This is a genomic window from Pseudomonas brassicacearum (assembly GCF_003732265.1).
Lineage (GTDB): Bacteria > Pseudomonadota > Gammaproteobacteria > Pseudomonadales > Pseudomonadaceae > Aquipseudomonas > Aquipseudomonas brassicacearum_D.
The window spans coordinates 101,466-117,766 of the sequence record NZ_MOBK01000013.1 but is presented as its reverse complement, the minus strand read 5'-3'; the positions used below and the strand labels follow the sequence as shown (position 1 = coordinate 117,766).

Sequence of the window (16,301 nt, the reverse complement as noted above, 5' to 3'; positions counted from 1 at the left end):
AGATCAATCAATGCTGCACTTCACAGTTCGTCACGATCCGGCTTCGCCGTCGGCTGCACAGGTGGCTGCCAGGTCGCCTTCAATCGCCCGCGAAGCTGCCAGTAGCCATCGGTGTCCAGTACCTCAAGCCGGCCGACGCCTGCGAGTCCGGCGAGGTAGGCTGCGACCCCTTCCTTTGCCTCCTCGTTGAACAAAGCCGTTTCCTGCGACGAGAAGCTGGGGGTGAATTTGAACAGGGCCCCGCCACGACCGGTGAAATAGCAACTGCCCCCGGAGACGCCGCTCTTTTTCACGACGTCTCTGCAAAACCACAGGTCGGCGAGGGCCAGGTTGTCCATCAGTAGTCGATCAGACGCAGTCGGGTCCTGCACGAACAGGTTGAAGCGTTTGTAGAACTGATGAACAGCCACCCATTTGTAGTCCTGCGGAAAAACCGGCAATGGCAAGGGCTGTGCACCCGGCACCGTGACCGGTGCAATGGGCCCGCCCGGCCCTGAGTAAAACAGCGAACTGGCAGCGCCACTGTCGAGGCCGTCTTCAAGCGGCTCGACGGCGACGAACGAAGATGACGCCGGGTGTATCAGCACGCCACCCAGAAACTGCTGGCCGACGTATTCGCCAATCTGTCTTTGGGCCGAGCGAGCCGCATCATCGGCATGTGCGAATGCAGGCCCGAGGGCAAAGCGGTTATCCGATGCCCACCTCACCAGCCCTATGCCGGTTTTGACACCCCGGGCATCAACCCTGAATGGCGACCAGAAAGCACTGCGCACCACGACCTGCAACTCACCGTTGGCGATCACTTTGCGTAGATACTCGAACAGCGACTCCTGCCCTGATTGCACAATTTTCTCGTAGGCCTGCGTGGTATGAAACAAGGTCCATTCCGGGGCCTTGCTCCTGGGTGCGTAACGCAACAAGGCGCCATCGGCGCAGGAGATGTAGACGTTGAGGTACGTAGATCCTTCAGCGGTGCGCACACCGATAGCGTCCAGCCCGTAAGACAGATCCCGTGGCGAGATGAAGCTGTGCGTCACGTCATGGGGCAATCGTCCCGGGCTTGTCGACGGACACAAATAAATGCCCTCGACTCGATAACCCAAAGGTAACAACCCTTCGGGAAACACCCGCTCGACCGTGAGATGCCCTTGCCTCCCGTCGATCGGCAGCGTCGTCACGTACCGTTCACCGTTCAGCGCCTTGAGCACAAAGCCGAACATCAGGCTGGCACGGGCGCCCACCGTGCGATGGACATGGCGCATGGCATCGTCCATCTGCGTAAAGACCGGGCTGAGCGCCGGCTCGGCAATGGCAAATCGATGCACGTCCGACGAGATAATTCCCGGATAAGCACTCCAGTGCGACAGTGGGCGGGGCTCGCCCCACAGTCGGCTCCCCTGAACCACTTGCAACCGGCCGGCGCTTGCCACCTGATTGACGTATTCACTCGGGGTTAGCGTGCCGTTGCGCATGTGCAGTTCTATCGGGGTGTGCCGGCGCTGCAACTGGCTGGGTGGCACCAATGCCCGGGCGAGTTGCTTTTCACCGGCACTTGCACTGAGGGTGTAGCTGATCAGGCTGCCGTCGAGGCCCAGCAGGTATTCCTTGCCGGGCGACAGGGACGGGGAGCGCCCGGAGCCGGTCAGGATGTCCGCCAGAAAGTCGGTGGAGAACATATTGAGATACACGTCCCGTTCGCGGTTCGACAGCGCGAAAATCGGTTCGACCTGAATTCGGGAATGGTAGCGGGCGACGACCGTACTCCCTGCCAGAAACAAGCCCTGTTCAGTTAATTCGTCCAGACGAATCCAACTGGCAGGGAAGTTCTCGACCTCGACGGCCACCGGCAACGTTGCGACAAACAAACCGTCGGCGCGACGCAGCACCAAGCCACCGTAGACCCGCTCACGCCGTGACCCCAACTGCGCCAGCGCATAACGCGCGGCATCGTCCGGCGACAGAAAGACCGGACTGAGGGCTCGCCGCTGGATTTGCACGAAAGGTGTCCAGTCAGGGCCGACACTGCCCGGCTCGTCCCACAGCTCACTGGTGCGCAGCGCCTCCAGTTCTCCGGCCTTGACGAGCATTTGAATGACACTGGCATAGGGTGGCGTGTCCTTGCCCAATGCTGACGTCAGTTGCTGCACACCTTGATTGTCGAATTGTGTTGATGAGGCCGAGTACTGGTAACGCAACAATGCCCCATCCAGCGTCGCTATATAAATGTTCAAGTCCTGAAAATGCGTCAGACGTTGCGTGCCCTTGTCGTCGTAGATCGCTGCTGCCAGGTCGCTGATGGGCGCAAAATGCCGGGCAAACCAGGCCTGCGTTGTTGATAACCCTTTAGGCATCCAGCTTGCCGCGTAGTAAAGCCCGAGGGTCCGAAACTCGTCGATCAATACGGGAGCGCCAAAGTCACTCGCCTGGTTCAGCCCGCCCAGGCGCCTGGGCGTAACCGTTTCGGTCGCCACGTACTCATCGCGTTCTTTGTGCTTGAGGATAAATCCCCAACCCGCCGCCGCTGCGCGGTAGTCAAGCCTGGCTCGATGACGGGCGTTCAGCACCGCGTCTTCGGCGCTGGTAAAAATCGCTCCCAACGCCGGAGCGGAAACGTCTGCGCGGGTAGCCTCGTTGATTGATTCATCACCCAACACCGTTCCCCGCGGTCCCCACACATCGTTGCCGACCACCACGCGCAATCTGCCCGTATTGGCCAGTTCCTCGACCACTGCACCGGGCTCCAGTGTGCCGGCCGTCAGCTCCCGATCTATCAGCGTTTTGCCATCAGCGAGTACGGCTACCCGCTGCTGCAGGCGGTTGCGAGCCGCCACTTTCGCTACGTCGGGGCTGTAAACCAATAGCGAGTCGGCCGAGCCAGACAGGTAAAAATCGACAACATGCGCGTGGCTGTCGAACATCGAGCGAATGTCTTCGGCAGTGAACATTTGCACATGCGTCAGTTGCTCGTGCAAGTCAGTACGCGCAATGGCTCCGGCATCCGCTTGCCAGCGCGAAGCGTACAGCCCATGAAACGAGTGCCCCTCGACCAGCACAATCGGAGCGCCGTTAGCGTCGAGGGGGCAAAGCCTGTCCAGTGCAAACCGTCTGACAGCAAACACTGGCTCGGTGGCGACGAAGCGTTGGTTTCGATCCTGCAAAATCATCCCGACAAAGCCCTGTGCACGGCGGCTGCCGATGTACTCATGGGCAAAACGTGCGGCATCGTCCGCCATAAGGAACGCAGGACTCAAACGCCGCGACCTGGCATAGGGTTGCCAGTCGGGGCCAACGATCCCGACCACATCCCACAACGCGCTGTCCTTCAGCACCGTCAGCTCGCCGGCTGCGACCACCTGCCTGATGTAGTCCGCAGGCTTGAGCGTGCCTGCCTTCAGTCGGACATTGAAATCCGCGCTGTCCTTCAGCGGAGCTTCACGCTGGTGCGCCGAGGGGCGGTACTGCAACACGGCACCGTCCCGGGTCCGGGCGTACACCTTCAGATAGTCCGGGTATTCCTGCCGATAAACATCCCACAGCGAAAACTTGATGCCCGCCGCCAATTCGTCCGGTGAAAAAAACCGCTCATAAAGCCAGGGCTCACTGGCACTCTGAGCCGTATCGCCCTGCGGCACGAAGTAAACGCCGTTCAAGTCGAAATCGAGCAGGCGCTCCAGCGTGCGATCAGCTTTCATCGGAAAAGTCTTGAACAGTTCGGCTGCCGGCTCGCTGGAAAGCACCGGATAGGTCGCCATGCACTCCGAGCTGTCGGCAGAGGTCACGACAAACCCCAGATAAACGCTGCCGGTGGACGGGGTTAGCGTCGCGGCGGCCGCTTCGATGGCCTTGTCCACCTGGTTGGACACCGCACAAAAAAACGGCTGTACCGGGGACGGACTTCGCACCGCAGCCGTACCGAGCGTCCAGTTCGCCGGCACGTTTCCTCTTGCGCCGCCCCATGGCGCATTAGCCACCAGTACGCTCAGCGTGCCGGTCTGGGCGACTTTTTGAATCAGGTGTTCAACGTCGGAGAATGGACCGAAAGCCTTGAACCCTTGCTCAAAGAGTTTTTTCTCTTCTGCCGGCTGAGTGGACTCGTACTTGATCAGTGAACCCTCCGGCCCCGACAGATAATGACGTTGGCCATAGGCACCCGGGTCCTGCATATGACTCAGGATATGTCCTCTGGAAAAAAATCCGAGGCTCAACGTGATCTGCTCGCTCGTCCAGCCTGGATGAACACGCAGGACTTCAGCGTGATTGGCCGAATGGGACAGGTAATACGCCGCGCCACTGTAGCCTGGTGGAGCAAACAGCTGTCGGGGGGCTTCAGTAGACAGCAGGAAGTCGAAATCGAAATGCCCCATCCTCCCCGCCACTGGCAACGTGGGCTGAAATTTTCCGTCGCCACGCTGCACGATCACACCGCCGTAAGCCTTGTCACGGCGCGCGCCGATCTGCCGGTGAACCCAGTAGGCCGCGTCGTCCGCGCTGATGAATGTCGGCCCCAGGGCAGGAAAGGTTGCCGCCCTTCGGGGTGTTGAAGGTGTGCTGATTGAGGTGCCGTTCATGCGCTGCTCACTCGATTGAGAAGCCACGATGATCAAGATCCCGGAGCGCAGCGGGTGGTACATATGTATCGCCCTCCGGGTTTTTGCTTTTGATGCAGCCAGCACCAACGCTGCGCACGCCGGTGCACCGAAAATAAATCTGTCCCCTTTTTTCCTTTGTCGCTGATCCCGCATGCACCACAAATCCAATGTGGGAGCGGGCTTGCTCGCGAAGGCGGCGGCAAAGCCAACATCTATGTGACAGACACACCGCTTTCGCGAGCAAGCCCGCTCCCACAGGGGATTTGTGATTCTGGAGTTGTTTATGTGTGTTTATACGGACGCAAAAATACCGGACGTTTCCCACGACTTTTTCAGGTTGTTCGTCGGACGTTGGCTGTCTAGTCTGTGGCTGTCACTGCACATCAGTGATCGGGTGTGAGAGCCCGGTAGAGGTTTTAATCCATCGCCAGTACCACCATAATTGCCGCCAGCTCATTCGCCGCCTGCAATTTTCTATGGCGGCTGTGTGCGGGCGGACTTCGGTCCGGCCGGATGCCGTTCCTCTACCGGTTTCTCACCCCGCACATAGCTGCCACCACTCCGTCGCGTGAGAAACGACGAGTGATGGCTCCAATTGCTTAGAGGACGTTTCAATGAATAAGAAGATTGTTCCCGATCCACCCATCGACACCACCATTCCCGAATCCGAAACATCTCACAACGAAGACCTGCTCCGAGACCGCGAAGCCATCAAACGCGCCCTCGACTACTACCTCGATCCCCCAGAGCTCTTCACCGAAAAACCCCGTCGCCCCAGCACCATGTACATGATCGCGCCAAACAACGACAGCGAAAGCCTGTTGGTCCATGCCTGTGAATCCCTGGCCTCCGCCAGCGTCCTGGCCAGCGACTTCGCCACCGAACTGATCGGCCCGCAGCGCCACAAGGCGATGGCCATCCAGCAGATCATCATGCTCGCGGAACTGGCGGTGAATCGCGCGGTGGATAACGTCGTTCCCACTTAGAAACACCGCAAAAAACAATGTGGGAGTGAGCCTGCTTGCTTCCACAGTTTTTTTGTAGTCCACGAACTCAGCACCCGACACCAATCAAATGTGGGAGCGGGCTTGCTCGCGAATGCGGTGCGTCAGTCACATTGATGCTGGATGTGCCGCCGTCTTCGCGAGCAAGCCCGCTCCCACATTTGATCGGTGTTGTCTCCAAGGTCTGCGCCCCAATGTGGCGCACCCTCTCGCACCACCGCCCCGCCCTCGTCCCTTCATGGTGCGCCGCCACACCGCGCGACCGCTCTAAACCGACATTTCCCTGCCTTTTGCCGACCGGGCACAGCCTTTGCAAAACACCCTTCAGTAGTCCGCATCTGCCAACCAGAAAAATTCATAAGTTCATGGAGATCGCACAATGAAGCGTCGTAGCTTGATCAAGGCTTTCACACTCTCGGCAAGCATTGCCGCGATGGGCATGACCTGGACCATCCAGGCCGCCGAGACCATCAAGGTCGGGATTTTGCATTCGTTGTCCGGCACCATGGCGATCTCCGAAACGTCGCTCAAAGACATGGCGTTGATGACCATCGACGAGATCAACGCCAAGGGCGGCGTGAACGGCAAGATGCTCGAACCGGTGGTCGTGGACCCGGCGTCGAACTGGCCGCTGTTCGCCGAAAAGGGCCGGCAGTTGCTGACTCAGGACAAGGTCGCCGTGGTGTTCGGTTGCTGGACCTCGGTGTCGCGTAAATCGGTGTTGCCGGTGTTCGAAGAACTCAACGGCTTGCTGTTCTACCCGGTGCAATACGAAGGTGAAGAAATGTCGCCGAACGTGTTCTACACCGGCGCCGCGCCGAACCAGCAAGCGATCCCCGCCGTTGAATACCTGATGAGCGAAGAAGGCGGCAGTGCCAAGCGCTACTTCCTGCTCGGCACCGACTACGTCTACCCGCGCACCACCAACAAAATCCTGCGCTCGTTCCTGCATTCCAAAGGCGTGGCAGACAAGGACATCGAAGAGGTCTACACCCCGTTCGGCCACGCCGATTACCAGACCATCGTCGCCAACATCAAAAAATTCTCGGCCGGCGGCAAGACGGCCGTCATTTCGACCGTCAACGGCGACTCCAACGTGCCGTTCTATAAAGAGCTGGCCAACCAGGGCCTGAAAGCCACTGACGTTCCGGTCGTGGCGTTCTCGGTCGGCGAAGAAGAACTGCGCGGTATCGACACCAAACCGCTGGTGGGCAACCTCGCGGCATGGAACTACTTTGAATCGGTCGAGAACCCGGCGAACAAGAAGTTCGTTGCCGACTGGAAAGCCTACGCCAAGAAACACAACCTGCCGGGCGCCGACAAAGCGGTGACCAACGACCCGATGGAAGCCACCTACGTTGGCATTCACATGTGGGCGCAAGCGGCGGAAAAAGCCAAGTCCACTGACGTCGACAAAGTCCGCGAAGCCCTCGCCGGCCAGACCTTTGCCGCGCCGTCCGGCTACACCCTGACCATGGACAAGACCAACCACCACCTGCACAAACCGGTGATGATCGGCGAGATCCAGGCCGATGGTCAGTTCAACGTGGTGTGGCAGACCGAAGGCCCGATCCGCGCCCAGCCGTGGAGCCCGTTTATCGATGGCAACGACAAGAAGCCGGATTATGCGATGAAGAGCAACTAAGCCACTGGATGTCGGGCCTGACACGTCACTCGGGACCGACACATATCCCTGTGGGAGCGGGCTTGCTCGCGAAGACGGCGGCACATCCAACATTAATGTGACTGACACACCGCTTTCGCGAGCAAGCCCGTTCCCACATTTAGTCCGCGCAAGGCCATACATATGCCCAGTGCCCTTTACCGTTTTCTCTTCGCGATCACACTATTACTGCCGATGGCCGTACAGGCCAGCGACACCGAAGACTTCGTCGCCGCCAACCCCGTGCAGCAAGCCAAACTGCTGGAAGCCTGGGCCGCGCAGCCGGAGCCGGCCCGTATCGAACTGATCAACGCCCTGCAACTAGGCGAACTGACCGTCGACGGCCAAGCCAAAACCCTGCGCCTGAACAATCGCCTGCGCGGTCTGATCGACACCGCACTGGCCAGCCATCAACTGCTCGCCGCCGACCCGAAAACCCGTCTGGCCGCCGCGCAGCAACTGCAGAAAAGCGCCAAACCCGCGCAGTTGAAATTCCTCGACCAGCAACTGGCCGGCGAAAAAGACGAAAGCGTCCACGCCGCCCTCAGCCTCGCCCTGGCCAATCTGCAACTGGTCGACACCGACCCCGCCGTGCGCCTCGCCGCTGTGCGTTTGCTCGGTGAAACCGGCGACCCACTGGCCCGCACCCGCCTCGAGACCTTGATGGAACCGGGCGTCGAAGCCGACGTCGCCGTGCGCACCGCGGCCGAAACCAGCCTCGCTCAAGTCAAACGCAAACTGCTGATCGGCGAATTGCTCGGCCAGGCGTTCAGCGGCATGTCCCTCGGGTCGATCCTGCTGCTCGCCGCCCTCGGCCTGGCGATCACGTTCGGCTTGCTCGGCGTGATCAACATGGCCCACGGCGAGATGCTGATGCTCGGCGCGTACTCAACGTATGTAGTGCAGATGATGTTCCAGCGCTATGCCCCGCAAGCCATCGAGTTCTACCCGCTGATCGCGTTGCCGGTGGCATTCTTCGTCACCGCCGCCATCGGCATGGCGCTCGAACGCACGGTGATTCGTCACCTCTACGGCCGCCCATTGGAAACCTTGCTCGCCACCTGGGGCATCAGCCTGATGCTGATTCAACTGGTGCGCCTGGTGTTCGGCGCGCAGAACGTTGAAGTGGCCAACCCGGCGTGGTTGTCGGGCGGGATTCAAGTGCTGCCGAATCTGGTGCTGCCGTACAACCGCATCGTCATCATCGCCTTCGCCTTGTTTGTGGTGGTGCTGACCTGGCTGCTGCTGAACAAGACGCGCCTGGGTTTGAACGTGCGCGCCGTCACCCAGAATCGCAACATGGCCGCGTGCTGCGGCGTGCCCACCGGGCGCGTGGACATGCTCGCCTTCGGCCTCGGCTCGGGCATCGCCGGCCTCGGCGGCGTGGCGCTGAGCCAGATCGGCAACGTCGGCCCGGACCTCGGCCAGAGCTACATCATCGACTCGTTCCTGGTGGTGGTGCTCGGCGGTGTCGGCCAGTTGGCCGGTAGCGTCCTGGCCGCGTTCGGCCTCGGCATCGCCAACAAGATTCTCGAACCGCAGATCGGCGCCGTGCTCGGCAAGATCCTGATCCTCGCGCTGATCATTCTGTTCATCCAGAAGCGTCCGCAAGGCCTCTTCGCACTGAAAGGACGGGTGATCGACTGATGAACCAGCCCCTGCTCGTTACCGCTACACAAAAAGCCGGCCCCAAAGTCACCATCGCGGTCGGCGCGGTGATTCTTGTTTTGCTGCTGGCGATGCCGCTGATGTCGCTGTTATCGCCGATCAGTGTGTTTCACGTTTCGGCCTACACCCTGACGCTGGTGGGCAAGATTCTTTGCTACGCCATCGTCGCCCTCGCGCTGGACCTGGTCTGGGGATACGCCGGTTTACTGTCCCTCGGCCACGGCCTGTTCTTCGCCCTCGGCGGTTATGCGATGGGCATGTATTTGATGCGCCAGGCCTCGGGCGATGGCTTGCCGGCGTTCATGACATTTCTGTCGTGGACCGAATTGCCGTGGTACTGGACCGGCACCAGCAGCTTCCTCTGGGCCATGTGTCTGGTGGTGTTGGCGCCGGGATTGTTGGCGCTGGTGTTCGGCTTCTTTGCCTTCCGATCGCGGATCAAGGGCGTGTATTTCTCGATCATGACCCAGGCCCTGACCTTCGCCGGGATGCTGTTGTTCTTCCGCAACGAGACCGGGTTTGGCGGCAACAACGGCTTCACCAATTTCCGCACCATTCTCGGTTTCGGCATCACCGAACCCGGCACCCGCGCCGTGCTGTTTTTCGCCACGGTGGTGTTGCTGGTGGCGAGCCTGTTCATCGGCTGGCGCCTGGCGCAGAGCAAGTTCGGTCGGGTGCTGACCGCGCTGCGCGATGCGGAAAACCGCCTGATGTTCTGCGGCTACGATCCGCGCGGTTTCAAGCTGTTTGTCTGGGTGTTGAGTGCGGTGTTGTGCGGTCTGGCCGGGGCGTTGTACGTGCCGCAGGTCGGGATCATCAACCCGAGTGAAATGTCGCCGACCAACTCGATTGAAGCGGCGGTCTGGGTGGCCCTCGGTGGTCGCGGAACCTTGATCGGTCCGCTGTTGGGTGCCGGTGTGGTCAACGGCATGAAGAGCTGGTTCACCGTGGCGTTTCCGGAGTACTGGCTGTTTTTCCTCGGTGCCCTGTTCATCGTCGTGACCTTGTATCTGCCGAAGGGCGTGATCGGTCTGCTGAAGAAAAGGGGCGAACAATGAGAATCACACCCACGGCGGAATTCATGCTCGAACCAGCCTTTTTTCCCGTAGAGCCAAACAAGGACGCCGGCACCAGCCGCGACGCCATCAGTCACGGCCAACGCGTCGGCCCCGGCCTCGATACCCGCCACGGCACAATCCTGACCCTGGAAGACATCAGCGTCAGCTTCGACGGTTTCAAGGCGCTGAACAATCTGAACCTGTACATCGGCGTCGGTGAATTGCGCTGCATCATCGGTCCCAATGGCGCGGGCAAGACCACGTTGATGGACGTGATCACTGGCAAGACCCGGCCGAGTCATGGCAAGGCCTGGTTCGGTGAAACGCTGGACCTGACGCAGATGAGCGAAGTGCAGATCGCCCAGGCCGGCATCGGTCGCAAGTTCCAGAAGCCGACGGTGTTCGAAGCGTTGAGCGTGTTCGAGAACCTGGAACTGGCGCAGAAAACCGATAAATCGGTGTGGGCCAGCCTGCGGGCGCGCCTGAGTGGCGAGCAGAAAGATCGCATCACCGACGTGCTGGAAACCATTCGCCTGACCACGTCGGTCAATCGTCCGGCCGGGCTGTTGTCTCACGGTCAGAAGCAGTTTCTGGAGATCGGCATGCTGCTGATGCAAGACCCGCAACTGCTGCTGCTCGACGAGCCGGTGGCGGGCATGACTGACGCTGAAACCGAATTTACCGCTGAGCTGTTCAAGAGCCTGGCCGGCAAGCATTCGTTGATGGTGGTGGAGCACGACATGGGGTTTGTGGGCTCGATTGCCGACCACGTCACCGTGTTGCACCAGGGCAGCGTGCTGGCGGAAGGGTCGCTGGAGCAGGTGCAGGAGAACGAACGCGTCATCGAGGTTTATCTCGGTCGCTAGAGCTGCGAACACATACCAATGTGGGAGCGGGCTTGCTCGCGAATGCGTCGGCACATTCAACATATAAGTTGCCTGACACACCGCCTTCGCGAGCAAGCCCGCTCCCACAGGGGATTGGGGAGAATTTGAGAATGCTGCAAGTCGACAAGTTGCACCAGTATTACGGCGGTAGCCACATCCTGCGCGGCCTGACGTTTGACGTGAAGGTCGGCGAAGTCACCTGCCTGCTCGGGCGCAATGGCGTCGGCAAAACCACCCTGCTCAAGTGCCTGATGGGTTTGCTGCCGTCAAAAGAAGGCGCGGTGAACTGGGAAGGCAAACCGATCACCACGTTCAAGCCGCACCAACGCGTGCATGCCGGGATCGCTTACGTGCCGCAAGGCCGCGAGATTTTCGGTCGGCTGACCGTCGAAGAAAACCTGCTGATGGGCCTGTCACGCTTCCCCGGCAGCGAAGCCAAGGAAGTCCCGGCGTTCATCTACGAGCTGTTCCCGGTGCTGTTGCAAATGAAGCAACGGCGCGGCGGTGACCTGTCGGGCGGGCAACAGCAGCAATTGGCGATCGGCCGGGCGCTGGCCAGTCGTCCTCGCTTGTTGATCCTCGACGAACCCACCGAAGGCATCCAGCCGTCGGTGATCAAGGAGATCGGCGCGGTGATCAAGAAGCTCGCGGCCCGGGGCGACATGGCGATTTTGCTGGTGGAGCAGTTCTACGATTTTGCCGCCGAACTGGCCGATCAGTATCTGGTGATGTCTCGGGGCGAGATCGTGCAACAGGGTCGCGGTGAAAATATGGAAGCCGAAGGTGTGCGCGGGCTGGTAACGATCTAAGGCAACGATCTAATCTGTAGCGTCCTAACGATAATTAAAAAATATGAATGTACCTCTTCCTACTGTCCTGTTTACCCCCAGCTGGCACGCCGAGCTGGAGCTGGGCTACGCCCGTTTCGGCGACAGCACGCGCCCGGTCCAGCGCCGCCACAAAGGCCCGCTGCGGGTGCAAAAGCACCTGTATGCCGAAGGCCCCGAGGTCTGCCAGCACATCATCGTCCACCCGCCGGGCGGGATTGCCGGTGGTGATCGGCTGGATATTTCGGCCAGTGTCGGCGCGAATGCCTGGGCGCAAATCACCAGCCCCGGCGCGGCCAAGTGGTATCGCGCGGCGGGCCCGGCCTATCAGCATCTGGACTTGAAAGTGGCGGCGGGCGGAACGCTGGAATGGTTGCCGCAAGAGACAATTATCTTCAGCGATGCCCAGGCGCAATTGAGCACCTCGATTGAGCTGGAAGGTGACGCGCGGTTGTTCTACTGGGACGTTGTGGCGCTGGGTCGCCCGGCCAGTGGCGAGCGTTTTGATCTCGGGCATTTTCAGGCGCAGCTGGACATTCGCCGCGACGGCCAGTTGCTCTGGCACGAACGCCAGCGCATTGTCGGGAATGACGGGTTGCTGGATTCGCCGATCGGGCTGGACGGGCAACCGGTGTTTGCGACGTTGCTGGTCACCGGGGAGATCGACAGTGAACTGCTGGAAACCTGTCGGTCGCTGCCCAATGCCGTGCGCGGGGATTTGACCCAGTTGCCGGGGCTGTTGGTGGCGCGGTGCCTGGCCAGTGAAGCGCTGTTGGCGCGCGGTTGGTTGATTGAATTGTGGCGATTGCTCAGGCCTGCCTTGCTTGGCCGGGAAGCAGTCCCCCCAAGAATATGGAGCACCTGAAACACTGTCCAAATGTGGGAGCGGGCTTGCTCGTGAATGCGGTGGGTCATTCAAATTGATGTTGGCTGACCCACCGCATTCGCGAGCAAGCCCGCTCCCACAAGGGGTTTTGTGTTTACAGATCCGAATACTTTTTATCTGCCCAGATGGATTCCAACGATGGACCTGACACCACGCGAAAAAGACAAGCTGCTGATCTTCACCGCCGGCCTCGTGGCCGAGCGGCGTTTGGCGCGCGGCGTGAAACTCAATTACCCGGAAGCCATGGCCTACATCTCCGCCGCCCTGCTCGAAGGCGCGCGTGACGGCCAGACCGTGGCCGACTTGATGCACTTCGGCACCACGCTGCTGACCCGCGAACAAGTCATGGAAGGCATCCCGGAAATGATTCCGGAGATCCAGGTCGAGGCGACGTTCCCCGACGGCACCAAACTGGTCACCGTCCACCAACCCATCGCCTGAGGAGCCGCCATGACTTACCACATTCGTGACGCGGTGCATGCCGACCTGCCGGCTATCCGCGACATCTACAACGACGCGGTGCTCAACACCACGGCGATCTGGAATGAACAGGCCGTCGATCTCGGCAATCGCCAGGCCTGGTTCAGCGCCCGGCAAGCTCAGGCTTATCCGATTCTGGTGATCGTCGACGGCGACAACAGCGTGCTGGGCTACGCTTCATTTGGTGACTGGCGGCCGTTCGATGGTTTCCGCCACACCGTCGAGCATTCGGTGTACGTGCGCAGCGACCAGCGCGGCAACGGCCTCGGCCCGCAATTGATGACGGTGCTGATCGAACGCGCCAAGGATTGCGACAAGCACGTGATGGTCGCGGCCATCGAAAGCGGCAACGCCGCTTCCATTCGTCTGCATGAACGCGCCGGTTTCATCACCACCGGGCAAATGCCCCAGGTGGGCACCAAGTTCGGCCGCTGGCTGGACCTGACCTTCATGCAACTGACCCTCAATCCTGGCGCGGAGCCGCCTGTCGCCAGCAAGGAGTAATGCCCGATGAACGCCGCCCAACTGCGACGCGTCAATGTTGAAAGCTTTGCGCACTACCGCCAGGGTTTGATTGATCTGCTGCTCGACGCCGTCGGTTATGGCGCCAGTGTCGGCTTCATGGCCGAACTGGACGCGACCCAGGCCCGCGCCTATTTCGATGAGGTTCAGGAGAACCTGAACAAGGGCAACGTGCTGCTGTGGGTAGTGGTTCGCGATGAACAAGTGGAAGCCAGTGTGCAACTGACCCTGTGCCAGAAAGCCAATGGCCTGAACCGCGCCGAAGTGCAAAAACTGCTGGTGCGTGAACACGCCCGTCGTCGAGGCTTGGGCCAACAATTGATGAGCGCTCTGGAACAGGCCGCGCTCCAGCACAAGCGCGGCATGCTTTACCTCGACACCGAAGCCGGCTCCCCTGCCGAGGATTTCTACAAGGCGCTGGGTTACACCCGGGCGGGCGAGATCCCCGACTACGCCTGCGACCCGAGCGGGCGCTACAAACCGACCGCGCTCTACTACAAGATTCTGCAAGGAGCCCATTGATGATTCCCGGTGAATACCAGATCCAGCCCGGCGACATCGAACTCAACGCTGGCCGCCAGACGGTCAGCCTGAAAGTGGCCAACAGCGGCGACCGGCCGATCCAGGTCGGCTCGCACTACCACTTTTTCGAAACCAACGACGCCCTGACCTTCGACCGCGCCGCCAGCCGCGGCATGCGCCTGAACATCCCGGCGGGCACCGCAGTGCGATTCGAGCCGGGGCAGAGCCGCGAGGTCGAGCTGGTCGATTTGGCCGGGCATCGCCGGGTGTTCGGGTTTGCCGGGCGGATCATGGGTGACCTGTAAGTAATGCGGTGTCTGCACCGGCCCCTTCGCGGGCAAGCCCGCTCCCACACTAGACCGAGTTTCTTCATTTGGAATGCGGACGAATGTGGGAGCGGGCTTGCTCGCGAATCTGTGAGCGAAGCGAACAGTCTCAAAAACAATTGAATTTCAAGGCGAACGAATGAAGATCTCCCGTCAAGCCTACGCCGACATGTTCGGCCCCACCGTCGGCGACAAGGTTCGCCTCGCCGACACCGAACTGTGGATCGAAGTCGAAAAAGACTTCACCACCTACGGCGAAGAAGTGAAATTCGGCGGCGGCAAAGTCATCCGCGATGGCCAGGGCCAGAGCCAACTATTGGCCGCGGAAGTCGTCGACACGGTGATCACCAACGCGCTGATCATCGACCACTGGGGCATCGTCAAAGCCGACGTCGGCCTCAAGGATGGTCGCGTGGCGGGCATCGGCAAGGCCGGCAACCCGGACGTGCAGCCGAACGTGACCATCGCCATCGGCGCCAGCACCGAAGTCATTGCCGGTGAAGGGATGATCCTCACCGCCGGCGGCATCGATACGCACATCCACTTCATTTGCCCACAGCAAATCGAAGAAGCGCTGATGAGCGGCGTCACCACCATGATCGGCGGCGGCACCGGCCCGGCGACGGGCACCAACGCGACGACCTGCACCTCCGGGCCGTGGCACCTGGCGCGCATGCTTCAGGCCGCCGACGCGTTCCCGATGAACATCGGCCTCACCGGCAAGGGCAACGCCAGCCTGCCGGAACCGCTGATCGAGCAGGTCAAGGCCGGCGCCATCGGCCTCAAATTGCATGAAGACTGGGGCACCACGCCGGCGAGTATCGACAACTGCCTGAGCGTCGCCGACCAGTACGACGTGCAGGTGGCGATCCACACCGACACGCTCAACGAGTCCGGTTTCGTCGAAACCACCCTCGCCGCGTTCAAGGGCCGCACCATCCACACCTACCACACCGAAGGCGCGGGCGGCGGTCATGCCCCGGACATCATCAAGGCCTGCGGCTTTGCCAATGTGCTGCCGAGCTCGACCAACCCGACCCGGCCATTCACTCGCAACACCATCGACGAACACCTCGACATGCTGATGGTCTGCCACCACCTGGACCCGAGCATTGCCGAAGACGTGGCCTTCGCCGAAAGCCGCATCCGCCGCGAGACGATTGCCGCCGAAGACATCCTCCACGACCTCGGCGCGTTCTCGATGATCAGCTCCGACAGCCAGGCCATGGGCCGTGTCGGCGAAGTCATCACGCGCACCTGGCAAACCGCCGACAAGATGAAAAAACAACGCGGCCCGCTTCCCGGTGATGGCGAGGGCAACGACAATTTCCGCGCCAAACGCTACATCGCCAAGTACACGATCAACCCGGCGATCACCCATGGCATCAGCCATGAAGTGGGTTCGATTGAAGTGGGTAAATGGGCTGATCTGGTGCTGTGGCGGCCGGCATTTTTCGGGGTCAAACCGACGCTGATCCTCAAGGGCGGCGCCATTGCGGCGAGCCTGATGGGCGATGCCAATGCCTCGATTCCGACACCGCAACCGGTGCATTATCGACCGATGTTCGCCAGCTACGGCGGCTCGCTGCATGCCACCAGCCTGACCTTTATCAGTCAGGCGGCACAGGAGGCGGGCCTGCCTGAGGCGTTGGGCTTGAAGAAAAAAATCGCCGTGGTCAAAGGGTGCCGCGAGGTGCAGAAAACCGACTTGATCCACAACGATTACCTGCCGCACATCGACGTCGACCCGCAGACCTATCAGGTCAAGGCCGACGGGGTACTGCTGTGGTGTGAACCGGCGGATGTGCTGCCAATGGCTCAGCGATATTTCCTGTTTTGATCGATTGATCGGACTGGAATTCCCGAGGG

Annotated in this window: 13 protein-coding genes; 12 read left to right on the top strand and 1 reads right to left on the bottom strand. The window is 60.7% G+C overall.

Going from position 1 to position 16,301, the window contains the following annotated elements; translation table 11 throughout:
- Positions 1-20 precede the first annotated feature (20 nt).
- The gene (locus tag BK660_RS27255; protein ID WP_123435945.1) at positions 21-4,631 is read right to left on the bottom strand and encodes a DUF4329 domain-containing protein; all 4,611 of its coding nucleotides are present in this window, start codon (positions 4,629-4,631) and stop codon (positions 21-23) included.
- Between the two features lie 572 nt (positions 4,632-5,203).
- On the opposite strand from BK660_RS27255, the gene BK660_RS27245 reads away from it, so the two are divergent.
- From BK660_RS27245 to ureC, 12 genes are all read left to right on the top strand, one after another.
- Positions 5,204-5,575 carry a DUF6124 family protein gene (locus BK660_RS27245; protein WP_123435943.1) on the top strand — a complete coding sequence of 124 codons (372 nt, stop codon included), beginning with the start codon at positions 5,204-5,206 and terminating at the stop codon, positions 5,573-5,575.
- Between the two features lie 397 nt (positions 5,576-5,972).
- Positions 5,973-7,238: an urea ABC transporter substrate-binding protein gene (urtA, locus tag BK660_RS27240; RefSeq protein WP_123435942.1), complete on the top strand. Its 1,266-nt coding sequence runs from the start codon at positions 5,973-5,975 to the stop codon at positions 7,236-7,238.
- A gap of 162 nt (positions 7,239-7,400) precedes the next feature.
- Complete coding sequence (gene urtB, locus BK660_RS27235) at positions 7,401-8,903, top strand: urea ABC transporter permease subunit UrtB (protein ID WP_123435941.1); 1,503 nt, start codon at positions 7,401-7,403, stop codon at positions 8,901-8,903.
- Positions 8,903-9,982, top strand: coding sequence for an urea ABC transporter permease subunit UrtC (gene urtC / locus BK660_RS27230; RefSeq protein ID WP_123435940.1), 1,080 nt, complete (start codon positions 8,903-8,905; stop codon positions 9,980-9,982). The genes urtB and urtC overlap by 1 nt, the downstream gene beginning before the upstream one ends.
- Entirely contained in the window at positions 9,979-10,848 is an 870-nt protein-coding gene (gene urtD, locus BK660_RS27225) for an urea ABC transporter ATP-binding protein UrtD (RefSeq protein ID WP_123435939.1), read from the top strand. The genes urtC and urtD overlap by 4 nt, the downstream gene beginning before the upstream one ends.
- 131 nt (positions 10,849-10,979) lie before the next feature.
- Entirely contained in the window at positions 10,980-11,678 is a 699-nt protein-coding gene (urtE, locus tag BK660_RS27220; protein ID WP_123435938.1) for an urea ABC transporter ATP-binding subunit UrtE, read from the top strand.
- Positions 11,679-11,721: 43 nt separating this feature from the next.
- Complete coding sequence (locus tag BK660_RS27215) at positions 11,722-12,561, top strand: urease accessory protein UreD (RefSeq protein ID WP_123435937.1); 840 nt, start codon at positions 11,722-11,724, stop codon at positions 12,559-12,561.
- 159 nt (positions 12,562-12,720) lie between these two features.
- The gene (locus tag BK660_RS27210) at positions 12,721-13,023 is read left to right on the top strand and encodes an urease subunit gamma (protein ID WP_007945249.1); all 303 of its coding nucleotides are present in this window, start codon (positions 12,721-12,723) and stop codon (positions 13,021-13,023) included.
- 9 nt (positions 13,024-13,032) lie between these two features.
- The gene (locus tag BK660_RS27205) at positions 13,033-13,566 is read left to right on the top strand and encodes a GNAT family N-acetyltransferase (RefSeq protein WP_123435936.1); all 534 of its coding nucleotides are present in this window, start codon (positions 13,033-13,035) and stop codon (positions 13,564-13,566) included.
- A gap of 6 nt (positions 13,567-13,572) precedes the next feature.
- Entirely contained in the window at positions 13,573-14,106 is a 534-nt protein-coding gene (locus BK660_RS27200; protein ID WP_123435935.1) for a GNAT family N-acetyltransferase, read from the top strand.
- Complete coding sequence (locus tag BK660_RS27195) at positions 14,106-14,411, top strand: urease subunit beta (RefSeq protein ID WP_123435934.1); 306 nt, start codon at positions 14,106-14,108, stop codon at positions 14,409-14,411. The genes BK660_RS27200 and BK660_RS27195 overlap by 1 nt, the downstream gene beginning before the upstream one ends.
- Positions 14,412-14,571: 160 nt before the next feature.
- Entirely contained in the window at positions 14,572-16,272 is a 1,701-nt protein-coding gene (gene ureC / locus BK660_RS27190; RefSeq protein WP_123435933.1) for an urease subunit alpha, read from the top strand.
- The last annotated feature ends 29 nt before the right edge of the window (positions 16,273-16,301 follow it).